Origin of the sequence: Ensifer canadensis (assembly GCF_017488845.2) — a bacterium.
GTDB lineage: Bacteria > Pseudomonadota > Alphaproteobacteria > Rhizobiales > Rhizobiaceae > Ensifer > Ensifer canadensis.
Map to the genome: position 1 here is coordinate 3,435,822 of NZ_CP083370.1, position 16,648 is coordinate 3,452,469.

Here is a 16,648-nt window from a genome sequence, read left to right on the forward strand (position 1 = left end):
CGGCATGATTGCTGTCATCGGCACCTTGAACTTTATTATCAACATCGCGTGGTTTCTGATCATCGCGTCAGCCATCTTTTCGTGGCTCTATGCGTTCAACGTCATCAACGTGAACAACCAGGCGATCAACATGATCGGCCGCTCGCTCTACCAGCTGACCGAGCCGCTCTATCGTCCGATCCGCCGGGTCCTGCCCAATATGGGCGGCGTCGACCTTTCGCCGCTGGTCGTGCTGGTGATCCTCTATTTCATCCAGCTTTTCCTGAACACGACGATCGCGCCGGCGCTCCTGCGCTGATCCATTGACGCAGCAAGCGTTCACCGCCCACGGAGATCACGTGCGCGTCACCGTTCGACTGACACCGAACGGCGGACGCGACGGGATCGATGGGGTGGAGAGCGGCGCCGACGGGCAGGACCATCTCAAGGTCCGCGTGCGCGCCATTCCGGAAAAGGGCAAGGCCAACCAGGCCCTGATCGCCGTCCTCGCCAAAGAGATCGGCGTCGCCAAGAACCGCATTTCCTTCATCTCAGGCGAAACGCAGCGCAAAAAAATCCTCCGGATCGACGCCGACCCGGAGGATGTTTTGAAACGGCTTGCCGAACTGGTCGGCAAATAGCCAGATGCTTACTTCTTTTCGCCCTTGGCGCGCTCGACCGCTTCCTTGATCAGTTGCTTGGCGACGGAGGCATCCTTCCAGCCGAAAATCTTGACCCACTTGCCGGGCTCCAGATCTTTGTAGTGCTCGAAGAAGTGCTCGATCTGCTTGAGCGTGATTTCCGGCAGGTCGGTGTATTCATGCACCTTGTCGTAGCGCTGCGTCAGGTGACCCGACGGAACCGCGATGATCTTTTCGTCCTGGCCGGAATTGTCTTCCATCATCATCACGCCGATCGGGCGGACGTTGATGACGCAGCCCGGAACGAGCGGACGGGTGTTGCAGATCAGAACGTCGATCGGATCGCCATCATCGGAAAGCGTGTGCGGCACGAAGCCGTAGTTCCCCGGATAGGTCATCGGCGTGTAGAGGAAACGGTCGACGACGAGCGTGCCGGCTTCCTTGTCCATCTCGTACTTGATCGGATGGCCGCCAACAGGAACTTCAACGATGACGTTGACATCTTCCGGTGGATTCTTTCCGATGGAAATCGCATCGATACGCATGGAATACTCCCAGGGTCGGTTGAGAAATTTGCCCGTCGGATAAAGGGAAACATGCCGCGATGCAACATAACTTTCGTCCGGAGTGCAGATTCACCTTGCCAACCCGCCGTGACCTGAAGTTGATTGCATCAGAGGATTTCTCGTAAGGAGGGATTTTGGATGACCGCAAAGGCCGCATGTTTCCTTGCTGCAGCACTTGCCGCCACGCCGGTTCTGGCCAACGACAGCGTCTATTCGGATGTCAGCCGCGACAAGTGCACTATTGTGGAGGAAGTCGAAGGCATCTTCATGTCGATGACCTGTCCTGGCCCTGACGGCTACCCCGCCCACTTCAAGGAATCCGATATCCGGCAAAGCTTCTTCTTCGGGCATCTGAATGCGCGATACCTGAAGGAAGGTTTCGAAACCTTCGGCCCCTTCAACCACGCCGGCACGATGGTGGAGTGGCGCCTGAACAAGGACAAGGTGCCGGTATCGGCCATCCTGCGCTGGGTGATCGAGAACGGCGATCCGAAAACCGGCGAAGGCAACTCGGCCTATGACGGCCAGGTCCTGGTGATCTCAAAGGTTGCGCAGAAGGAAGACGGGATCGGCTGCGTCGCCGGCTATGTCGATGCACTCGCCAATCCGGATCCGAACACGCTCGCCCGCAAGATCGCCGACGACATTGCCCCGGGGTTCCGGTGCGGTATCGACGAAGCAGCCTACCATGGCAAGCGCGGTGAGAAGGCGAGCGGGTCGCGTCACCAATTGCCTACCGCGCCGCGCGTCAAATAGGAGGCGCAAAGGACGCTGTAGCGCTTTAAATTTGCTGCATAATTTTGTCCTTAAATCGGATCCGATTTAAGGAATTATGCAGGAGGTGACATCGAGGTCAGACGCAAGCAGGCGTCAGTTCCAGGCAAAGCCGATCTTCTTGAGGTGCTTGTCGCCGAAATCTTCCATGCCCTCGGCGATATCGCTGCCGCCAGCCCCCTGGAAGAACTGATAGGCGTTATCGCTGTCTTCGAGGCACCAGACGACCAGTCCCCTGCAGCCGAGCGACCGCAGCAGGCTCTTGGCTTCGCCGAAGAGAACCCGTCCAAGGCCGATGCCCTGATATTCCGGCCGCAGGTAGATCTCGTAGATTTCGCCTTCCTGCGGCAGCGCCTTGGCGCGGCTGAGGCCGAGGGTCGCATAGCCGGCAATCGTTCCGGCCACGTCGACGACCAGCAAGGTCGCCGGACCCCGCGTCGCCTTGCGCCACCAGACCTCGTCTCGACGATTGACCATCTGGACCAGGGGGCGGTGCGGAATGATGCCGCCATAGGCTTGTAGCCACGAAACGCGATGCACGTCGGCAATCGCCGACGCCTCTTGCGGTTCTCCAGGCCTGACCTCGATCGAAACAGTCTTCATGACTCACGACTCTAAACGCACACAGGGCGAACAGGAATCCCACCCGGGGGCCGCGTCGCGTTAACCCACAGGCAACTTTAACGGCATCCCATGGAAGGTTAACGCCTTTTTAACTTTATCCGCAAGCCGCCCCCCGCTGGCACACACAGCAAAAAACCCCGGATTGCTCCGGGGTTTCGCTAATCGCTCGCTTTTGTCGGTGGGCGCTTAAGCGGCGCCAGCCGTACGCGACTTCTCGAAGCGCTTACGGTCGTTCGAGTCGAGGTACATCTTGCGCAGACGGATCGACTTCGGCGTGACTTCGACCAGCTCGTCGTCCTGGATCCAGGACAGCGCGCGCTCGAGCGTCATGCGGATCGGCGGCGTCAGCTTGACGGCTTCGTCCTTGCCGGATGCACGCATGTTGGTGAGCTTCTTGCCCTTCAACACGTTGACTTCCAGGTCGTTGTCGCGCGTGTGGATGCCGATGATCATGCCGGCATAGACCTTCTCGCCGGCTTCGATGATCATCGGGCCGCGGTCTTCCAGGTTGAACATGGCGTAGGCGACCGATTCGCCGGCGTCGTTGGAGAGCAGCACGCCGTTGACGCGGCCGCCGATCTCACCCTTGTACTGCTGGTAGGCGTGGAACAGACGGTTCATGACCGCTGTGCCGCGCGTATCCGTCAGCAGTTCCGACTGGTAGCCGATCAGGCCACGGGTCGGTGCGAAGAACACCAGCCGGACGCGATTGCCGCCGGACGGACGAAGCTCGACCATCTCGGCCTTGCGTTCGGACATCTTCTGAACGACGACGCCGGAATGCTCTTCGTCGACGTCGATGACCACTTCTTCGATCGGCTCGAGCAGCTGGCCGTTCTCATCCTTGTGCATGACGACGCGCGGACGCGAGACGGCGAGTTCGAAACCTTCGCGGCGCATGGTTTCGATCAGAACCGCGAGCTGCAATTCGCCACGACCGGAGACGAAGAACGAATCCTTCTCGGAGGATTCCTCGATCTTCAGCGCGACGTTGCCTTCGGCTTCCTTGAACAGACGGTCGCGGATGACGCGGCTCGTCACCTTGTCGCCTTCGGTGCCGGCAAGCGGGCTGTCGTTGACGATGAAGGACATGGTGACGGTTGGCGGGTCGATCGGCTGTGCGGTCAGCGCTTCGGAGACCGACGGGTCGCAGAAGGTGTCGGCGACGGTGCCCTTGGTCAGGCCGGCGATCGCGACGATGTCGCCTGCATGGGCTTCTTCGATCGGCTGACGCTCGATGCCGCGGAATGCGAGGATCTTCGAGATACGGCCGTTTTCAAGCAGCTTGCCGTCCTGGCCGAGAACCTTGACCGGCTGGTTCGGCTTCAGCGAACCCGAATGGATGCGGCCGGTGATGATACGGCCGAGGAAGGGGTTTGCTTCCAGGATCGTGCCGATCATGCGGAACGGGCCCTCGCCGACCGTCGGCTCGGGAACGTGCTTGAGCACGAGGTCGAGAAGCGGTGCCATGCCCTGGTCCTTCGGGCCTTCAGGCGCGACGTTCATCCAGCCTTCACGACCCGAACCGTAGAGGATCGGGAAGTCGAGCTGCTCGTCGGTGGCGTCGAGGTTCGCAAAGAGGTCGAAGACTTCGTTGATGACTTCTTCGTGGCGTCCATCAGGACGGTCGATCTTGTTGATCGCGACGATCGGCTTCAGGCCGACCTTCAGCGCCTTGCCGACGACGAACTTCGTCTGCGGCATCGGGCCTTCGGAGGCGTCGACGAGAACGATGGCGCCGTCCACCATCGACAGGATGCGTTCGACTTCACCGCCGAAGTCGGCGTGGCCGGGGGTGTCGACGATGTTGATGCGCACACCCTTCCACTCGACCGACGTCGCCTTGGCAAGAATGGTGATGCCGCGCTCTTTTTCGATGTCGTTGGAGTCCATGACGCGTTCGGCAACGCGCTGGTTTTCGCGGAACGAGCCCGACTGCTTCAGAAGCTCGTCGACAAGGGTCGTTTTCCCATGGTCGACGTGCGCGATAATCGCGATGTTACGAATGCTCATTTTTCGTCTCGGAAGGTTTAGGGCACGCCCCAATGGGCCACGCCGCTTTTTCAATGGTCGGGCTCATACAGGTTTTTTTGCGATTGCGAAAGGGGGGCGCGCGCAAGAGCCCGGCTCCGAAGTCCCGACAGGCCATGGGTTTGCAACCGGAAAGGGTCGCGCCAACCGGGTTTGGAAAGGGTTCAACCAAAGCCAAAACGCTCATGCGACGGCGGCCGGGTCGAGCGTCACGCGCCACAATTCCTGGTCCTGCCGATCCATCAGCCGCACGGTCATCTGCTTGGTCTGGCCGTTGATATCGACGATGCCGAAGAACTGCAGCCCGGCTGATGGAGGCAGGTTGCTGTCCACACCTCCACCGGACGCCTTGATGAAGCGCACGTCCGGGCCGAACGTCATGTCCAGCTCCTTCGGACCATAGGTACCGGAATGCAAGGGACCGGAAACGAACTCCCAGAATGGCAGGAAATCCTTGAAGGCCGCCCGCGACGGATCGTAGTGATGCGCGGCCGTATAATGCACATCCGCCGTCAGCCACACGAGGTTGTCGATGGCATTGTCCCTGATGAAGCGGAGCAGCTCGGCAAACTCGGTTTCGCGACCCGTCGGTGGACCATTGTCGCCATTGGCGATTGCATCGGAACCACGCCGGTTGGCATAATCGTCCCAGACGACGAGACCAACAGGCATATCGCAGGCGATCACCTTCCAGACGGCGCGCGACGCGGCAAGCTCCCGCTTCAGCCAGTCCGCCTGGCGCCAGCCGAACAGGCCACCATCACCCTCCCCCTGGTTGGGGCCGCGATAGGACCGAAGGTCGACGAAGAAGACATCGAGCAGCGGACCGTAGGCAATCTTGCGGAAGATGCGGCCGGGCTGCGTCGGCGGCGTGCGGACCGGCGTCATCTCGTTAAAAGCGCGCCCCGCGCGCGCGGCGTAGACCGCAACGTCCTTTTCCGGATAGCGCGGATCGTCGCTGAGGTCTGTCGAGGCCGACCAGTTGTTCAGGACCTCGTGATCGTCCCACTGATAGAAGGTCGGGCAGACGGCGTTGAGTTCACGCACATGGTTGTCGAGCAGATTATACTTCCACTGGCCGCGATATTCCTCGAGCGTGCGCGCCACATCGCGCTTCTCATGCGTCACCACCCGGTTCTTCCAGATGCCGCCGTCGCGCAAGGCTATCTCGTCGGGAATGGGATTGTCGGCGTAGATCGTGTCGCCGGAATGGATGAAGAAGTCCGGCTCGTGCAGGCGCATGGTCGAATAGGTCTTCATGCCGACATCGTCGATGCCCCAACCCTGGCCGGCCGTGTCGCCGGACCAGACGAAGCGGACCGAGCGCTTGCGCAACGGCGCGGTGCGAAACCGCCCGACGACCGGCTCGGACACCCGGTTGATGTCGTAAAGATCGGTCGCGGTGAACCGATAGAAGATGTCCTGGTCCGGAAGCAGATCCTCCAGCGCGCATTTGACCGCACAATCCGTCTGCGGTGTTGCGGTGAGTTCGGCGAGACGAACCGGATTGGAAAAGCTTTCGGTCGTCGAATAGTCGAGCGTCACCCGCGACGGCCTGTCGACCCGCGTCCACACCATGCCGGAACTCGTGTCGACATCGCCCGACTGCACCCCGTGGATGAATTCCGGACGGCCGTAGCCGCGGGCATAGAACGGTGTTGCAAGACCGGAGGACGCAACGAGGCCGGCAGCACCGGCAGACAGAAGGAAGGAACGGCGGGACAGCGTGGTGAGGATTTCGGCCAAACAAGCCTCCGGTTCGAGCCCTGCGAAAGCGGATTTCGCGTGCCGGACCTTTAGCTGTTCGTATGTCAGCGACTCACATGGGGAACTTCGGGTCAAGAACTTTTAAAGGTCCATCGCATGTTTCCTTCGGTCGCTCTTTCGGCATCCAAGGCTGAGCCTGTTCGCGTGAACGGGCCTGTTTCCATTGCCGGTTCAAACTCACATTCGGTCGCCGCGCCGAGCGGCTGCACCATCATTCCGCTTGCGTTGCGGCAAAGGCTCAGGAGGACGAGACCATTCTTAGTAGCGGCGTTTGAAGCCATGTCGCGGATCGGTTCGTCCCCCTGGATCCGCCAGGATTGATCGCTCCTGGAAGATTAGAGAATGTGGCTTGTGTGCATTGTCAGGCCGTCTTTAACACCGCGCCCTCGATGACAACGCCGGCGATCACATATTTCCATAGAGCAACCAACAATTTGCGTGCCAGCGCCACGATCGCGCTCTTCTTCGCGCGCCCACCGCTGGATTGCACGCGGGCCGTAAACCACTGGCTCAACGCTGATTGCGGCTGATGGCGCAACCACAACCACGACAGTTGGATCATCGTGGTACGCAGGCGCGGGTTGCCCGCCTTCGAGACGCCTTGCTCGTGATCGATGGTTCCACTCTGCCAGGGTGTCGGTGCCAGCCCCGCGTACGCAGCAACCTGTCGCCGGTTGTCAAAATGGCGAAACAGCCCTTCGGTCCAGAGAACAGCCGCGAATTCCAGACCAATGCCTTTGACTTCGCACAACATCGCCCCAGTTGGGATCAGCGTTGCCGCCACGCTGTTCTTTTGCGCCGCCAGGAGCGTATCGCGCTCGTTCTCCACCGCTGTAATTTGCTCTAGCAACAATTCAAGGCGATCAAGTTCACGGCTTATTTGAGTTTTGAGGTGGGTCGGCAAAGGACGGCCATCACCCGTGTGAAGCTCGTCCAGTTGCTTGCGCCGGTTCTTGCGCAGCGGCTCGTAACCACTTATGCCCTGACCGAAGAGCAGGCCTTTAATGCGATTGACATGTTTGACGCGCTCGGCGATCAGAACCTTGCGCTCCCGGCAAAGGCGACGGCGATCTTCTTCCTCGGGGCTTGGCGCATTGACCATGGCGCACACCCGTGGCTCTCCGCGTTTGAAGGCCAACAGCGCTCGGACCAGCGCCTCACCATCCAATTTGTCCGTCTTCGCTCGCCGGCGCCTGCGCGAGGTTGCTATCGAGGCTGGATCGACGACGTAACTTTCTATCCCGTTCGCCTTCAGCACACGATCGATCCAGAAGCCGTCAAGCCCGGCTTCCTGAATGCTCACGATCGGAACCTGATTGCCCGTACGAGATCGCACCTTCTCCTGGAGCTGAGTAAAACGACCCAGCAATGCCGTCACATCGCCGCCAACCACAGAGTGCTTCGACATCTTCTCGCCGTTTCCCGGCGACAACGATGTGATCAGCCAGGTTGAGCGAGAGAGTTCCAACGACACGAAAATTGCGGCAAGATCAGTGCGGATAGCGGTCGGCGAATGCGGTTGGGAAGTTCCAGCTTCCATGACGGCGTCTCCTATGAGGTGAGTGCGTTATTGCAGCCTCACTCTGCCAGAGCGCCGGCCGCTATTCACTCCCCATGGAATCTTAACAGTGGCGTGAAACTATTTGAACGGTTTCGCGACAATTCGGTGAATACAGGGCCTTCGAAGGTGGCTCGTCTTCGACGGCGACTGGGCCGGGCCGAAGGCAGTCGGACGTTTCTCGACCTGGGCGATCCGCCAGGGATCGAAGGCTGCCGGCTTCGAGACCATCGAACGCGCCTCGCACCAATCGATCGCCGCCGCACAGCGCAAATCTGCAAACCTGCGAAACTGCCTGCGCACTTTCGTCTATCGTCGGTTCATTCTCTGCGCGCATAAACCCTGCTGAATATCCACTTGCATGGAGGCGGTGCGGCGGGTGCAACCTCATGGCATTTGCCGCAAGCCCTGCTATGAAGAATCTCGTCCGCGGCCGCGGCCCCCCTTGCTGCGCTACGGACGAAACGCTTCAGCTCGCCGCCCGGCGACGTCAGATATCGGCAGGTTCCTTATCGTGTCCCATTCGAACACTCCCGTGCGTGATCACCTCGAACAGATCCTGAGCCGGCTCGATGCCCGTCGGGAGAACGAGAAGACCTATGTCAAGCTCTATGCCGACAGCGCCCGCATCGAGGCCGATGCCGCCGACCGCCGCCTTCAGGCCGGCGCCACGCTCGGACCGCTCGACGGCAAGATCGTTTCGATCAAGGATCTTTTCGACGTTGCCGGAGAACCGACGCTCGCCGGCTCGATCATCAAGCGCACGGCAGCCGTGCCGCAACAGGACGCCGTCGTGGTCAGGAGATTGCGCGCCGCCGGCGCCGTGATCGTCGGCAAGACCCATATGACCGAATTCGCCTTCACCGCGGTCGGCCTCAATCCCCATTATCCGGTTCCCGGCAACGCGACCGATGAAAGCCTGATCCCCGGCGGCTCGTCCTCGGGCGCGGCCGTGTCGGCGGCGGAAGGCACCTGCGATATCGCCATCGGCTCCGACACCGGCGGTTCCGTGCGCATCCCGGCGGCGCTGAACGGCCTCGTCGGTTTCAAACCGACCGCCAGCCGCGTGTCCCTCGACGGCGCCTTCCCGCTTGCCCCGAGTCTCGATTCTATCGGGCCGCTCGCCCACACGGTCAGCGACTGCGCAGCTGTCGATGCCGTCATGGCCGGCGAGCCGGTAACAGCGCTTGTTCCCCAGCCGATTGCCGGCCTGCGGATCGGCGTGCCACGCGGCCAGCTCCTGGCCGCGCTCTCAACCGAAATAGCCACACACTTTACGGCATGTCTCGACCGCCTCACTGCTGCGGGCGCCGACCTTGTCGATTGCGGTATCGACGACCTTATCGACCGGTTGAAGAAGGCGACCGCGATCGGCTCGATCGCCGGCCTCGAGGCGAGCCGTCTGCATGCCGACTGGCTTTCGGATCACGACGCACCGGTCGACATCAGGGTTTCATCGACGCTTCGACGTCGTTTGCTGACGCCGCAGGCAGCACTAGATGCGCTGTTGGAAACGAGAGCAGGCCTAGCAAGTGCCATGGACGATCGGCTCTCCGCCTACGATCTCATCGTCTTGCCGACGACGCCGATCGCCGCAGTGCCGATCGCCTCCGTGGAGGCGAATGAGGCAGAATATGATCGCGTCGAGGGCTTGCTCTTGCGCAACTGCCAGGTCGCAAACCAGTTCGATCTCACGGCCATAACCTTGCCGATGCCGGGGCCGACCCGCCCGGCTGGCCTGATGTTGGTGGGCAGGAACGGAACGGACGGGACGCTGCTGGCGGTAGCGGCCTCGGTCGAGGCGCTGTTACGGGAAAGGTGATGCGTCCGGTTCGACCCGAACCAAACCCCGGCACATAATCAGTTGAGGGCGCTCACGCGAGGGCGCCCGTATCGTATATATGAAGCCTGGCCAGCGAACCGAACGGCTTTGCAGTTGGCGGCCAGTTGCAAAGCCCACGCCTGTGCTTGCATAGCGAACTGGGCCTCGCCGTCTCGCCTCAGTGCATCGTTTCGCCGGAAACCTCGTCGCGAAGGATGCGGAACGCATCCTCGAGTGCTGCGACCAGCACATTGGTTAGCTCTTCGCCGTCATTGTTCGTGAGGTAGAGGGCAACGGCCGAATCCTGCGGATCGGTATAATGCTCGATATCGCTTGACATATCATCGTCCTTTGTTCGCCGTGTCACATCCCGGCTCTTGGCGCGATGGTATAAAGCCCGACTTGTGCAAAGCTTGACGGGCAGAGCTTTGCATGACGCTCTGGTCGCGGCTTGGCATCGGGCTCGGCCTCTCGAAACAAGTGGCCCGATATACGCGGCTTGGCGGCATCGCCTTTTTACTCGCCCTCGCCCGCGCGGCGCGCTAGAGGACGCAGGAGATGAACGTCGGAACTGAAAATGTCGAAAAAGCCGAAGCGCGATAACGCGCATTATGAGCAGCGGTTGAAGGCCGAGTTCCCGGACATCCACAGTGATGTGCTCACCGGCAGGATCTCCTCGCTTCGCAAGGCTCTCGTCATCGCCGGCCTGAAGCCGCAGCGGACCCGCCTTGAGAAACTCAAGAATTCGTGGGCAAAGGCCACCCCTGGCGAGCGCGACGGCTTCCTGACCTGGCTGGCGATATCAGGCGTGTTGCCTGTTGCCACTCCAGTTCCGCCCACGGCCGCCGTGCCTTCTCCCATACCCGCAGGTGCCCCCATCGCCAGCGGACGTTACCTGCTTCCCTCCACGATCACCCGGATCAAGGCGATCATGGCAAAGCAACGCCTGAAGCCCGACGACGTCATGCACGAGATGGGTTTTTTGTCCGATGGACAGTCCCTTGCCCGAGCGCTTGCCAAGAACGCATGCCTGAGGCTCGCGGTGATTGCCGGGCTGGAGGCGTGGCTGCGCACGCATGAAGAGTGACATCGTCATCGCAGCGGTATCCCTGGACTACAGCGCCGCGCGTCTTTATTACACGCGCAAATGTCGCTGTAGCACTCTGAATTACTGCATGTTTCCTTAAATCGAATTCGATTTAAGGAAACATGCAGTAGACACGAGATCACTCCCGGCCGTCGAGGCTCGCTTGAGCAGCGCGTTTCAGTTCCCGGAACGTTCGCACATGCCGTCCATAGGCGGCGGTCATCACGCCTGAATCCGGCACAGAAATGTTCCGGCGCATCGTCCGGGCCGCCCTCTAAGAGAAGGAGAAGACGGACAAACGGGAGAGGCGAGGCAAGGCCCGGGTGGGCGACAAGCGACACAACACGCTTATTTCCGAAGGTTGTTGCGAACTGGCGCAATACACCTACAGGTGCTAGTATTTCTGCGCCTACTGCATGTTTCCTTAAATCGAATTCGATTTAAGGTTAAAAACATGCAGCAATTCAAAGTGTTGCAGCGACCTTTGCGCATCTAACAAGACGCGCGGCGCTGTAGAGTTCCTGGCGAACAAATCTCGCAGTCGATAATCAGTTAAACGCGAATTGCTTGCAGCCAATTGCCGCGCCGTCGAGCCCCGCTCGATGACCAGAGTCGTTGTTCGACGACATCAACGTGGAGGAAAAGCCAATGGCCAGCAATCTTGTTTCCTACATCGCGCAGATGCTTACCCCTGACATGATCGCGCGCATCGCTTCAGTGCTTGGCCTGGATAGCAGCAAGGTGCAGAGCGCCGTCGCCGCTGCCGTACCGGCAATTCTGGCGGGCCTGACCGGCGTCGCCGCGCAGCCGGGCGGCGCGCAAAAGATCGCCGACAGCGCCAAACAACAGAGCGGCTCGCTCGACAATCTCATGGGAATGCTGGCGGGTGGCGACCAGGTTTCGCTTGCCCAAAACGGCTCACAGATCATCTCATCGCTGTTTGGCGCCAAGGACGGCAGTGCGCTGGCAACGGCCATAGGCGGGGTTTCCGGCATGGATCAAAGGGCGAGCGGCTCGCTGCTGGCAACGCTTGCTCCGCTGGTCATGGGCGGCCTCGCCCAGCAGAGCGGAGGCGACCTGAGCGCCAACGGCATCGCCGGTCTGCTCGCCAGCCAGAAGGACAATATCGCCGCCGCATTGCCATCCGGCGTCAGAGACCTGCTCGGCGGCACCGGCCTGCTCGGCTCGCTCGGCGCTCCGGCACAAACCGCTGCAGCCTCTGCCAGCCAAGCGACCCGCAGCGCTGCCGCTTCGGCCTCCGCAGTCGGTGGTGCCGGCCAACGCGCAGCGGCAGCAGCGGCCGCCGCGCCAGCCTCGTCGCGCAACTGGCTTTATTGGGTGATTGCCGCCCTGGTGATTTCCGGCGTGCTTTTCTACCTGTTCGGCAGGCCAAAGGAACCGGTCGCGCCCCAGGCCGGCACGCCTGAGCAGAGCTTGACGGTCGGCGGGGTCGATGTCGGCCAGCAGGTCAAGGACGGCATGGCCAGCCTGCAGACAGCGCTGACGGGCGTTACCGATGCGGCCTCCGCCACGGCGGCCTTGCCGAAGCTGGAGGATGTCTCGAGCCAGCTCGACAAGGTCAGCGGTGTGGCCGGGCAACTCTCAGCCGGGCAGAAGGCAGCCCTCACGGCCCTGATCACGCCGATGATGCCCACGCTCAATGGGCTGTTCGACAAGGTTTTGGCCATCCCCGGCGTTTCGGACATTCTGAAACCCACTATCGATGCATTGAAGACGAAGCTGACGGCCCTGTCGACCTGATGTTTCGAGAAACCGTCGGCACTCGGCGCGCCGCGTGGATCGGCAACGACTGTCATGAACACGAAATCGAACGAAGGAGGGTCAGCCATGGCTGACAAATCGGCATTCACCCCGGAGGAATGGACGTTGCTTCTGGAGAGCGTGATGATGGCGGGCATAGCCGTGACCGCGGCGGAGCCGAGCGGCCTGTGGGGCATGCTCAAGGAGGGCCTCGCCAACAGCCGCGCCCTGCTGCAGGCAAAAACGATGCCGCGGCCAATCCGCTCGTCAAAGCGCTCGTCGCCGACTTCGAAACCTCGGTAGGACGAACGACGGCACGCGACGGCCTGCAGGCGAAACTGAAAGGCTCCAAGCCTGAGGACATGAAGGCCAGATGCATCGAAACGTTGCAGCAGGCGCGAACGGTCGTCGAAACCAAGGCTCCGGATGATGCCAGCGCCTTCGCCGCATGGCTGTATCAGATCAGCCAGCGCGTAGCGGAAGCCGCCAAGGAAGGTGGATTCCTGGGTTTCGGCGGTGTCGCCGTCAGCGAAGCGGAGAAAGCGACCCTATCGGAAATATCGGCCGCGCTGAAAATCGCCTGACGCTGCGCCGGCAATGCCCGCTTCGTCGCCTGAAGCTACTCTGGCGAGCTGGGAGGAATTCGGGCTAAAGCAGGATTGAAGTCCCGATGGCGGAGAGGGTGGGATTTGAACCCACGATACCCTTGCAGGTATGCCGCATTTCGAGTGCGGTGCATTCGACCACTCTGCCACCTCTCCGCATAGTCGGTCGGCGCTTGTTCGGCGCGGTCGGGTTCATAGCGGCAGATTCGGGTGCTGGCAAGGGCCTCGGTGAAGATTATCCAATGCGGCGAGTGCCTTCTTCTTGACAGAGGAGCGCGTTTCCCGTAATTCGCGCAATGAAGTGGTGTGGCTTGCCCTCACCGCAGCGGGTGTGATTTGCGCCCATTCACCGGCAGGGCTTCGGGAATGATCCCGGAGTTCTGCTAAAAATGTCGACTGACAAAAAGACGGCCTTGCCCCTGGGGTAAAGAGCCGGCCCGAACATGAAAGGATAAAGAATGTTCGCAGTCATCAAGACCGGCGGTAAGCAGTACCGCGTGGCAGCCAACGACGTCGTAACCATCGAAAAGCTGGAAGGCGTAGCAGGCGACAAGATTGAATTCACCGAGATCCTGATGGTCGGCGTCGGCGCCGATGCAACCATCGGCGCTCCGTTTGTCGAAGGTGCCGTTGTCAGCGCCGAAGTCGTTGAACAGGGCCGCGCCAAGAAGGTCATCGCCTTCAAGAAGCGTCGCCGCCAGAACTCCAAGCGCTCGCGCGGTCACCGCCAGCACCAGACGACCGTCCGCATCCTGGACATCGCTGCTGCCGGTGGCAAGGCAAAGAAGGCTTCCAAGAAGTCTGAAGCCGCCGCTGAAGCTGCAAACTGAGTTTTGGGATCGAAGGTTTAAAGGAGAACACCAATGGCACACAAAAAAGCTGGCGGTTCGTCGCGCAACGGTCGCGATTCCGAGTCCAAGCGCCTTGGCGTGAAGAAGTTCGGCGGCGAGAAGGTCATCGCCGGCAACATTATTCTGCGTCAGCGCGGCACCAAGTGGCATCCGGGCGCCAATGTCGGCCTCGGCAAGGACCATACGATTTTTGCGCTTACGGCAGGTAACGTGGACTTCCGTACGAAGGCCAATGGCCGCGTGTACGTGTCTGTAATGCCGAAAGCGGAAGCAGCGGAATAAGCCGGTAGCGCTCTAAAACAGCCGGCGTCTCATCGACCCGGCTGACGCACCTAACGGTTCCAAGCCAGACCTAAAAAGGGGAGATGGGGCAATACCCAACTCCCCTTTTTTTCGTTTCTGGAGGACGAACCATGCAAACCGAGCTACTGAGGGAAGACCAATCACGGTCTCCCGAACAAAGGCTGAGGCCCCAACGGTCAAGGACCGATTGCCCGATATTGTTGTCACCCCGGCTCGTTCTGCGCGCGCCCCATGAAGACGATATCGACGCCCTTGCCCATCTTGCCAACAATGCCAATGTCGCCACCATGGTCTCGCGCATGCCGCACCCGTATACGACGGCCGATGCCGCCGATTTCGTGCGACGCGCCAAAGCCGGCACGATTGGCAAGTGCGTCTACGCGATTACCAAAGCGGATAATGGCGCATTCCTCGGTTGTTGCGGTATCGAGCCGCACCCCGATGGCAAGACGGCGGAACTCGGCTACTGGCTGGGCGAACCCTATTGGAACCAAGGCTATGCCACAGAGGCTGCCCAGGCGCTCACCGACATGGCCTTTCGCACCCGTGACATCGACCAGATCGATGCGCGCTGCCGGGTCATGAACCTCGCCTCGCGCCGGGTCATCCAGAAGTGCGGCTTCCAGTTCCAGGGCAGCGGCATGGTCGGCAGCCTGGCGCTCGGCGGCTCGATCTCTGTCGAATGGTATCGGCTCGACCGCAAGACCTGGGTTTCGCTCAGAAGCTGGGGAGGCATGCGATGAACGCGCTCACCTCCGAACGCTCGCGCACCGCGATCCGTCCCGGCCCCGGGCCCTGCCCGGTCATCGAAACCAGGCGGCTGGTGCTGAGGCCCCACAGCCGAAGCGATGCCGAGGCGATCGCTCAGTCGCTGGGCGATTTCCAGGTGGCGCGCATGCTCTCGCGTGTGCCTGCACCTTACGACCAGCAGGATGCGCTCGATTGGCTGGCAAGCCAGACCTCGGGACTCACCCCCGACTGGACGCTGGCGATCACCACCGGCGACGACGTGCATATCGGTTGCATCGGCATCGAGCTCAGGCACGGCCAATGGCATGTCGGCTACTGGCTGAACCGGTTCTACTGGGGCAAGGGCCTGGCGAGCGAAGCAGCCTATGCGGCGATCGAGCGCTTCTTCCGGCGCATGCCGGAAACGACCCTGCATTCCGGCGTCTTCGCCGACAATCCGGGGTCGCTCAAGGTCCAGGAAAAGCTCGGCTTCCAGATCACCGGCTGCAGCCAGATCTATGCGCTCGCCCGCAATGCCATGGTCGCCCATATCGAGACCCGGCTGAGCGCGGCAGATCTGCGCCGGCCACACTGAAGAAACAATCCCCGCGAAGCCATGCCTTTGCGGGGATATTCGTCAAGCGAGTTCAAAACCAACAGGAAGATGATCGGACCCCTTGGCGTCGTAATCGGTCCAGGCGTCCTTCAGCTGCGGCACCAGGCCGGTGCTGATGAAGCCATAGTCGAGATGCATGCGCTTTTGAGGATTGTCGGGATGAACCCAGCTATAGCTTTCCGGCGTCAGCCGGTTGAGATGGGCGAGCACGTCGACCGGATTTTCGAGCCGAAGCGAGCGTCCGTAATAAGCGTCGCGCGAGCCGGCCATCGCGCAATATTCCGGCGTCTCCGGCTCCATGTTGAAGTCGCCCATGACGACGAAATCCTCCGGATGCGGCGGCTCAGCAAGACCGAAATCGGCAGCCCCGGTAATGCCGCCGCCCTCAAGCGGATAGCCGAGCAGCCGCTCCTTGAGGAAGCGGATCTGGGCGATGCGCTCGGCGGGAAGCACATGGTCGAGATGCACGGAATAGACGCGCAGCGGCCCGCCCGGCGTGGCGACCAGCGCTTCGGTGGCGCCGCGCTGCAGGTTCATCGGGCTGATGGTCCGGGTGCGCGGCAGCGATATCAACCGGGTCGACAGGATCGGCCAGCGCGACAGGATCATGTTGCCGAACTGGAAGCGCCGGTTGACGACGCGGCCGCCCTCGATCGAAGAGCCGATATCGATGTCGCAAGGGGCATGAAAGGCTGAGAAATGACCGGGGAAGAGCGCTTCGAAACGGGCAACCAGATCGACGTGGCCGTTGCGGTGAAAACCGCGTGTCACTTCCTGCAGCGCGATGATGTCGGCGCCGCCAAGCGACGCAGCAATGCGCTCGGGTTCAAACTGGCCGTCAAGACCGATGCCGTATTGGATGTTGTAGCTGGCAAAACGCACGATATTCTTTGACCTCCGGATGAACCGCCTATATCGATGGCGGCAAAATACG

General features: G+C 61.1%; 19 protein-coding genes and 1 tRNA gene. 12 read left to right on the plus strand and 8 right to left on the minus strand.

Annotation, left to right across the window (positions count from 1 at the left end; translation table 11 throughout):
• Positions 1-4: 4 nt before the first annotated feature.
• A complete protein-coding gene (locus tag J3R84_RS16700) occupies positions 5-298 on the plus strand; it encodes a YggT family protein (protein WP_025425107.1) in 294 nt (97 codons plus the stop codon).
• Positions 299-302: 4 nt separating this feature from the next.
• Positions 303-620, plus strand: coding sequence for a DUF167 domain-containing protein (locus J3R84_RS16705; RefSeq protein ID WP_025425108.1), 318 nt, complete (start codon positions 303-305; stop codon positions 618-620).
• Positions 621-628: 8 nt separating this feature from the next.
• Here the strand turns inward: J3R84_RS16705 and ppa are convergent, their stop codons facing one another.
• Complete coding sequence (ppa, locus tag J3R84_RS16710; RefSeq protein WP_025425109.1) at positions 629-1,165, minus strand: inorganic diphosphatase; 537 nt, start codon at positions 1,163-1,165, stop codon at positions 629-631.
• A 159-nt stretch (positions 1,166-1,324) separates the two neighbouring features.
• Here ppa and J3R84_RS16715 point away from each other — a divergent pair, with 159 nt between their 5' ends.
• Complete coding sequence (locus J3R84_RS16715) at positions 1,325-1,942, plus strand: hypothetical protein (RefSeq protein ID WP_025425110.1); 618 nt, start codon at positions 1,325-1,327, stop codon at positions 1,940-1,942.
• A gap of 114 nt (positions 1,943-2,056) precedes the next feature.
• Here the strand turns inward: J3R84_RS16715 and J3R84_RS16720 are convergent, their stop codons facing one another.
• The 4 genes from J3R84_RS16720 to J3R84_RS16735 all read right to left on the minus strand — a co-directional run bounded on the left by J3R84_RS16720 (position 2,057) and on the right by J3R84_RS16735 (position 7,922).
• Positions 2,057-2,563, minus strand: coding sequence for a GNAT family N-acetyltransferase (locus J3R84_RS16720; RefSeq protein ID WP_025425111.1), 507 nt, complete (start codon positions 2,561-2,563; stop codon positions 2,057-2,059).
• Positions 2,564-2,770: 207 nt separating this feature from the next.
• Entirely contained in the window at positions 2,771-4,597 is a 1,827-nt protein-coding gene (typA, locus tag J3R84_RS16725) for a translational GTPase TypA (RefSeq protein ID WP_025425112.1), read from the minus strand.
• A 201-nt stretch (positions 4,598-4,798) separates the two neighbouring features.
• Positions 4,799-6,361, minus strand: coding sequence for an alkaline phosphatase D family protein (locus J3R84_RS16730; RefSeq protein ID WP_025425113.1), 1,563 nt, complete (start codon positions 6,359-6,361; stop codon positions 4,799-4,801).
• Between the two features lie 382 nt (positions 6,362-6,743).
• Positions 6,744-7,922, minus strand: a complete 1,179-nt coding sequence (locus tag J3R84_RS16735; RefSeq protein WP_025429639.1) for an IS110 family RNA-guided transposase — start codon at positions 7,920-7,922, stop codon at positions 6,744-6,746.
• A gap of 532 nt (positions 7,923-8,454) precedes the next feature.
• On the opposite strand from J3R84_RS16735, the gene J3R84_RS16740 reads away from it, so the two are divergent.
• A complete protein-coding gene (locus J3R84_RS16740) occupies positions 8,455-9,762 on the plus strand; it encodes an amidase (RefSeq protein ID WP_025425115.1) in 1,308 nt (435 codons plus the stop codon).
• 178 nt (positions 9,763-9,940) lie between these two features.
• Here J3R84_RS16740 and J3R84_RS16745 read toward each other — a convergent pair whose 3' ends face one another.
• A complete protein-coding gene (locus tag J3R84_RS16745) occupies positions 9,941-10,102 on the minus strand; it encodes a hypothetical protein (RefSeq protein ID WP_164474930.1) in 162 nt (53 codons plus the stop codon).
• A gap of 237 nt (positions 10,103-10,339) precedes the next feature.
• Between J3R84_RS16745 and J3R84_RS16750 the strand changes: the two genes are divergently transcribed.
• The 4 genes from J3R84_RS16750 to J3R84_RS16765 all read left to right on the plus strand — a co-directional run bounded on the left by J3R84_RS16750 (position 10,340) and on the right by J3R84_RS16765 (position 13,194).
• Positions 10,340-10,849, plus strand: coding sequence for a hypothetical protein (locus tag J3R84_RS16750; protein ID WP_203529681.1), 510 nt, complete (start codon positions 10,340-10,342; stop codon positions 10,847-10,849).
• Positions 10,850-11,497: 648 nt separating this feature from the next.
• Complete coding sequence (locus J3R84_RS16755) at positions 11,498-12,610, plus strand: DUF937 domain-containing protein (protein WP_203529679.1); 1,113 nt, start codon at positions 11,498-11,500, stop codon at positions 12,608-12,610.
• Positions 12,611-12,697: 87 nt separating this feature from the next.
• Positions 12,698-12,913 (plus strand): hypothetical protein, encoded by a 216-nt coding sequence (locus J3R84_RS16760; RefSeq protein WP_225906506.1) that lies wholly within the window; start codon positions 12,698-12,700, stop codon positions 12,911-12,913.
• A gap of 59 nt (positions 12,914-12,972) precedes the next feature.
• Positions 12,973-13,194, plus strand: a complete 222-nt coding sequence (locus J3R84_RS16765) for a hypothetical protein (protein WP_225906505.1) — start codon at positions 12,973-12,975, stop codon at positions 13,192-13,194.
• Positions 13,195-13,281: 87 nt separating this feature from the next.
• On the opposite strand, the gene J3R84_RS16770 is transcribed toward J3R84_RS16765, so the two are convergent.
• Positions 13,282-13,371 (minus strand) — tRNA-Ser (locus J3R84_RS16770).
• Between the two features lie 302 nt (positions 13,372-13,673).
• Here J3R84_RS16770 and rplU point away from each other — a divergent pair.
• The 4 genes from rplU to J3R84_RS16790 all read left to right on the plus strand — a co-directional run bounded on the left by rplU (position 13,674) and on the right by J3R84_RS16790 (position 15,693).
• Complete coding sequence (gene rplU / locus J3R84_RS16775; RefSeq protein WP_025425118.1) at positions 13,674-14,045, plus strand: 50S ribosomal protein L21; 372 nt, start codon at positions 13,674-13,676, stop codon at positions 14,043-14,045.
• 33 nt (positions 14,046-14,078) lie between these two features.
• Positions 14,079-14,348: a 50S ribosomal protein L27 gene (rpmA, locus tag J3R84_RS16780; protein ID WP_025425119.1), complete on the plus strand. Its 270-nt coding sequence runs from the start codon at positions 14,079-14,081 to the stop codon at positions 14,346-14,348.
• Positions 14,349-14,479: 131 nt separating this feature from the next.
• Positions 14,480-15,112, plus strand: a complete 633-nt coding sequence (locus J3R84_RS16785; protein ID WP_025425120.1) for a GNAT family N-acetyltransferase — start codon at positions 14,480-14,482, stop codon at positions 15,110-15,112.
• On the plus strand, positions 15,109-15,693 hold the full coding sequence (locus tag J3R84_RS16790) for a GNAT family N-acetyltransferase (RefSeq protein ID WP_025425121.1): 585 nt from the start codon (positions 15,109-15,111) through the stop codon (positions 15,691-15,693). The genes J3R84_RS16785 and J3R84_RS16790 overlap by 4 nt, the downstream gene beginning before the upstream one ends.
• A 42-nt stretch (positions 15,694-15,735) precedes the next feature.
• Here the strand turns inward: J3R84_RS16790 and J3R84_RS16795 are convergent, their stop codons facing one another.
• Positions 15,736-16,596, minus strand: a complete 861-nt coding sequence (locus J3R84_RS16795) for an endonuclease/exonuclease/phosphatase family protein (RefSeq protein WP_203529678.1) — start codon at positions 16,594-16,596, stop codon at positions 15,736-15,738.
• Positions 16,597-16,648 lie beyond the last annotated feature (52 nt).

Bases quoted from the DNA above. Each gene is read 5' to 3' on its own strand.
- J3R84_RS16700 (WP_025425107.1), top strand. From the start codon at position 5: ATGATTGCTGTCATCGGCACCTTGAACTTTATTATCAACATCGCGTGG.
- ppa (WP_025425109.1), bottom strand. From the start codon at position 1,165: ATGCGTATCGATGCGATTTCCATCGGAAAGAATCCACCGGAAGATGTC.
- J3R84_RS16715 (WP_025425110.1), top strand. From the start codon at position 1,325: ATGACCGCAAAGGCCGCATGTTTCCTTGCTGCAGCACTTGCCGCCACG.
- J3R84_RS16720 (WP_025425111.1), bottom strand. From the start codon at position 2,563: ATGAAGACTGTTTCGATCGAGGTCAGGCCTGGAGAACCGCAAGAGGCG.
- typA (WP_025425112.1), bottom strand. From the start codon at position 4,597: ATGAGCATTCGTAACATCGCGATTATCGCGCACGTCGACCATGGGAAA.
- J3R84_RS16735 (WP_025429639.1), bottom strand. From the start codon at position 7,922: ATGGAAGCTGGAACTTCCCAACCGCATTCGCCGACCGCTATCCGCACT.
- J3R84_RS16745 (WP_164474930.1), bottom strand. From the start codon at position 10,102: ATGTCAAGCGATATCGAGCATTATACCGATCCGCAGGATTCGGCCGTT.
- J3R84_RS16750 (WP_203529681.1), top strand. From the start codon at position 10,340: ATGTCGAAAAAGCCGAAGCGCGATAACGCGCATTATGAGCAGCGGTTG.
- J3R84_RS16755 (WP_203529679.1), top strand. From the start codon at position 11,498: ATGGCCAGCAATCTTGTTTCCTACATCGCGCAGATGCTTACCCCTGAC.
- J3R84_RS16760 (WP_225906506.1), top strand. From the start codon at position 12,698: ATGGCTGACAAATCGGCATTCACCCCGGAGGAATGGACGTTGCTTCTG.
- J3R84_RS16765 (WP_225906505.1), top strand. From the start codon at position 12,973: ATGAAGGCCAGATGCATCGAAACGTTGCAGCAGGCGCGAACGGTCGTC.
- rplU (WP_025425118.1), top strand. From the start codon at position 13,674: ATGTTCGCAGTCATCAAGACCGGCGGTAAGCAGTACCGCGTGGCAGCC.
- rpmA (WP_025425119.1), top strand. From the start codon at position 14,079: ATGGCACACAAAAAAGCTGGCGGTTCGTCGCGCAACGGTCGCGATTCC.
- J3R84_RS16785 (WP_025425120.1), top strand. From the start codon at position 14,480: ATGCAAACCGAGCTACTGAGGGAAGACCAATCACGGTCTCCCGAACAA.
- J3R84_RS16790 (WP_025425121.1), top strand. From the start codon at position 15,109: ATGAACGCGCTCACCTCCGAACGCTCGCGCACCGCGATCCGTCCCGGC.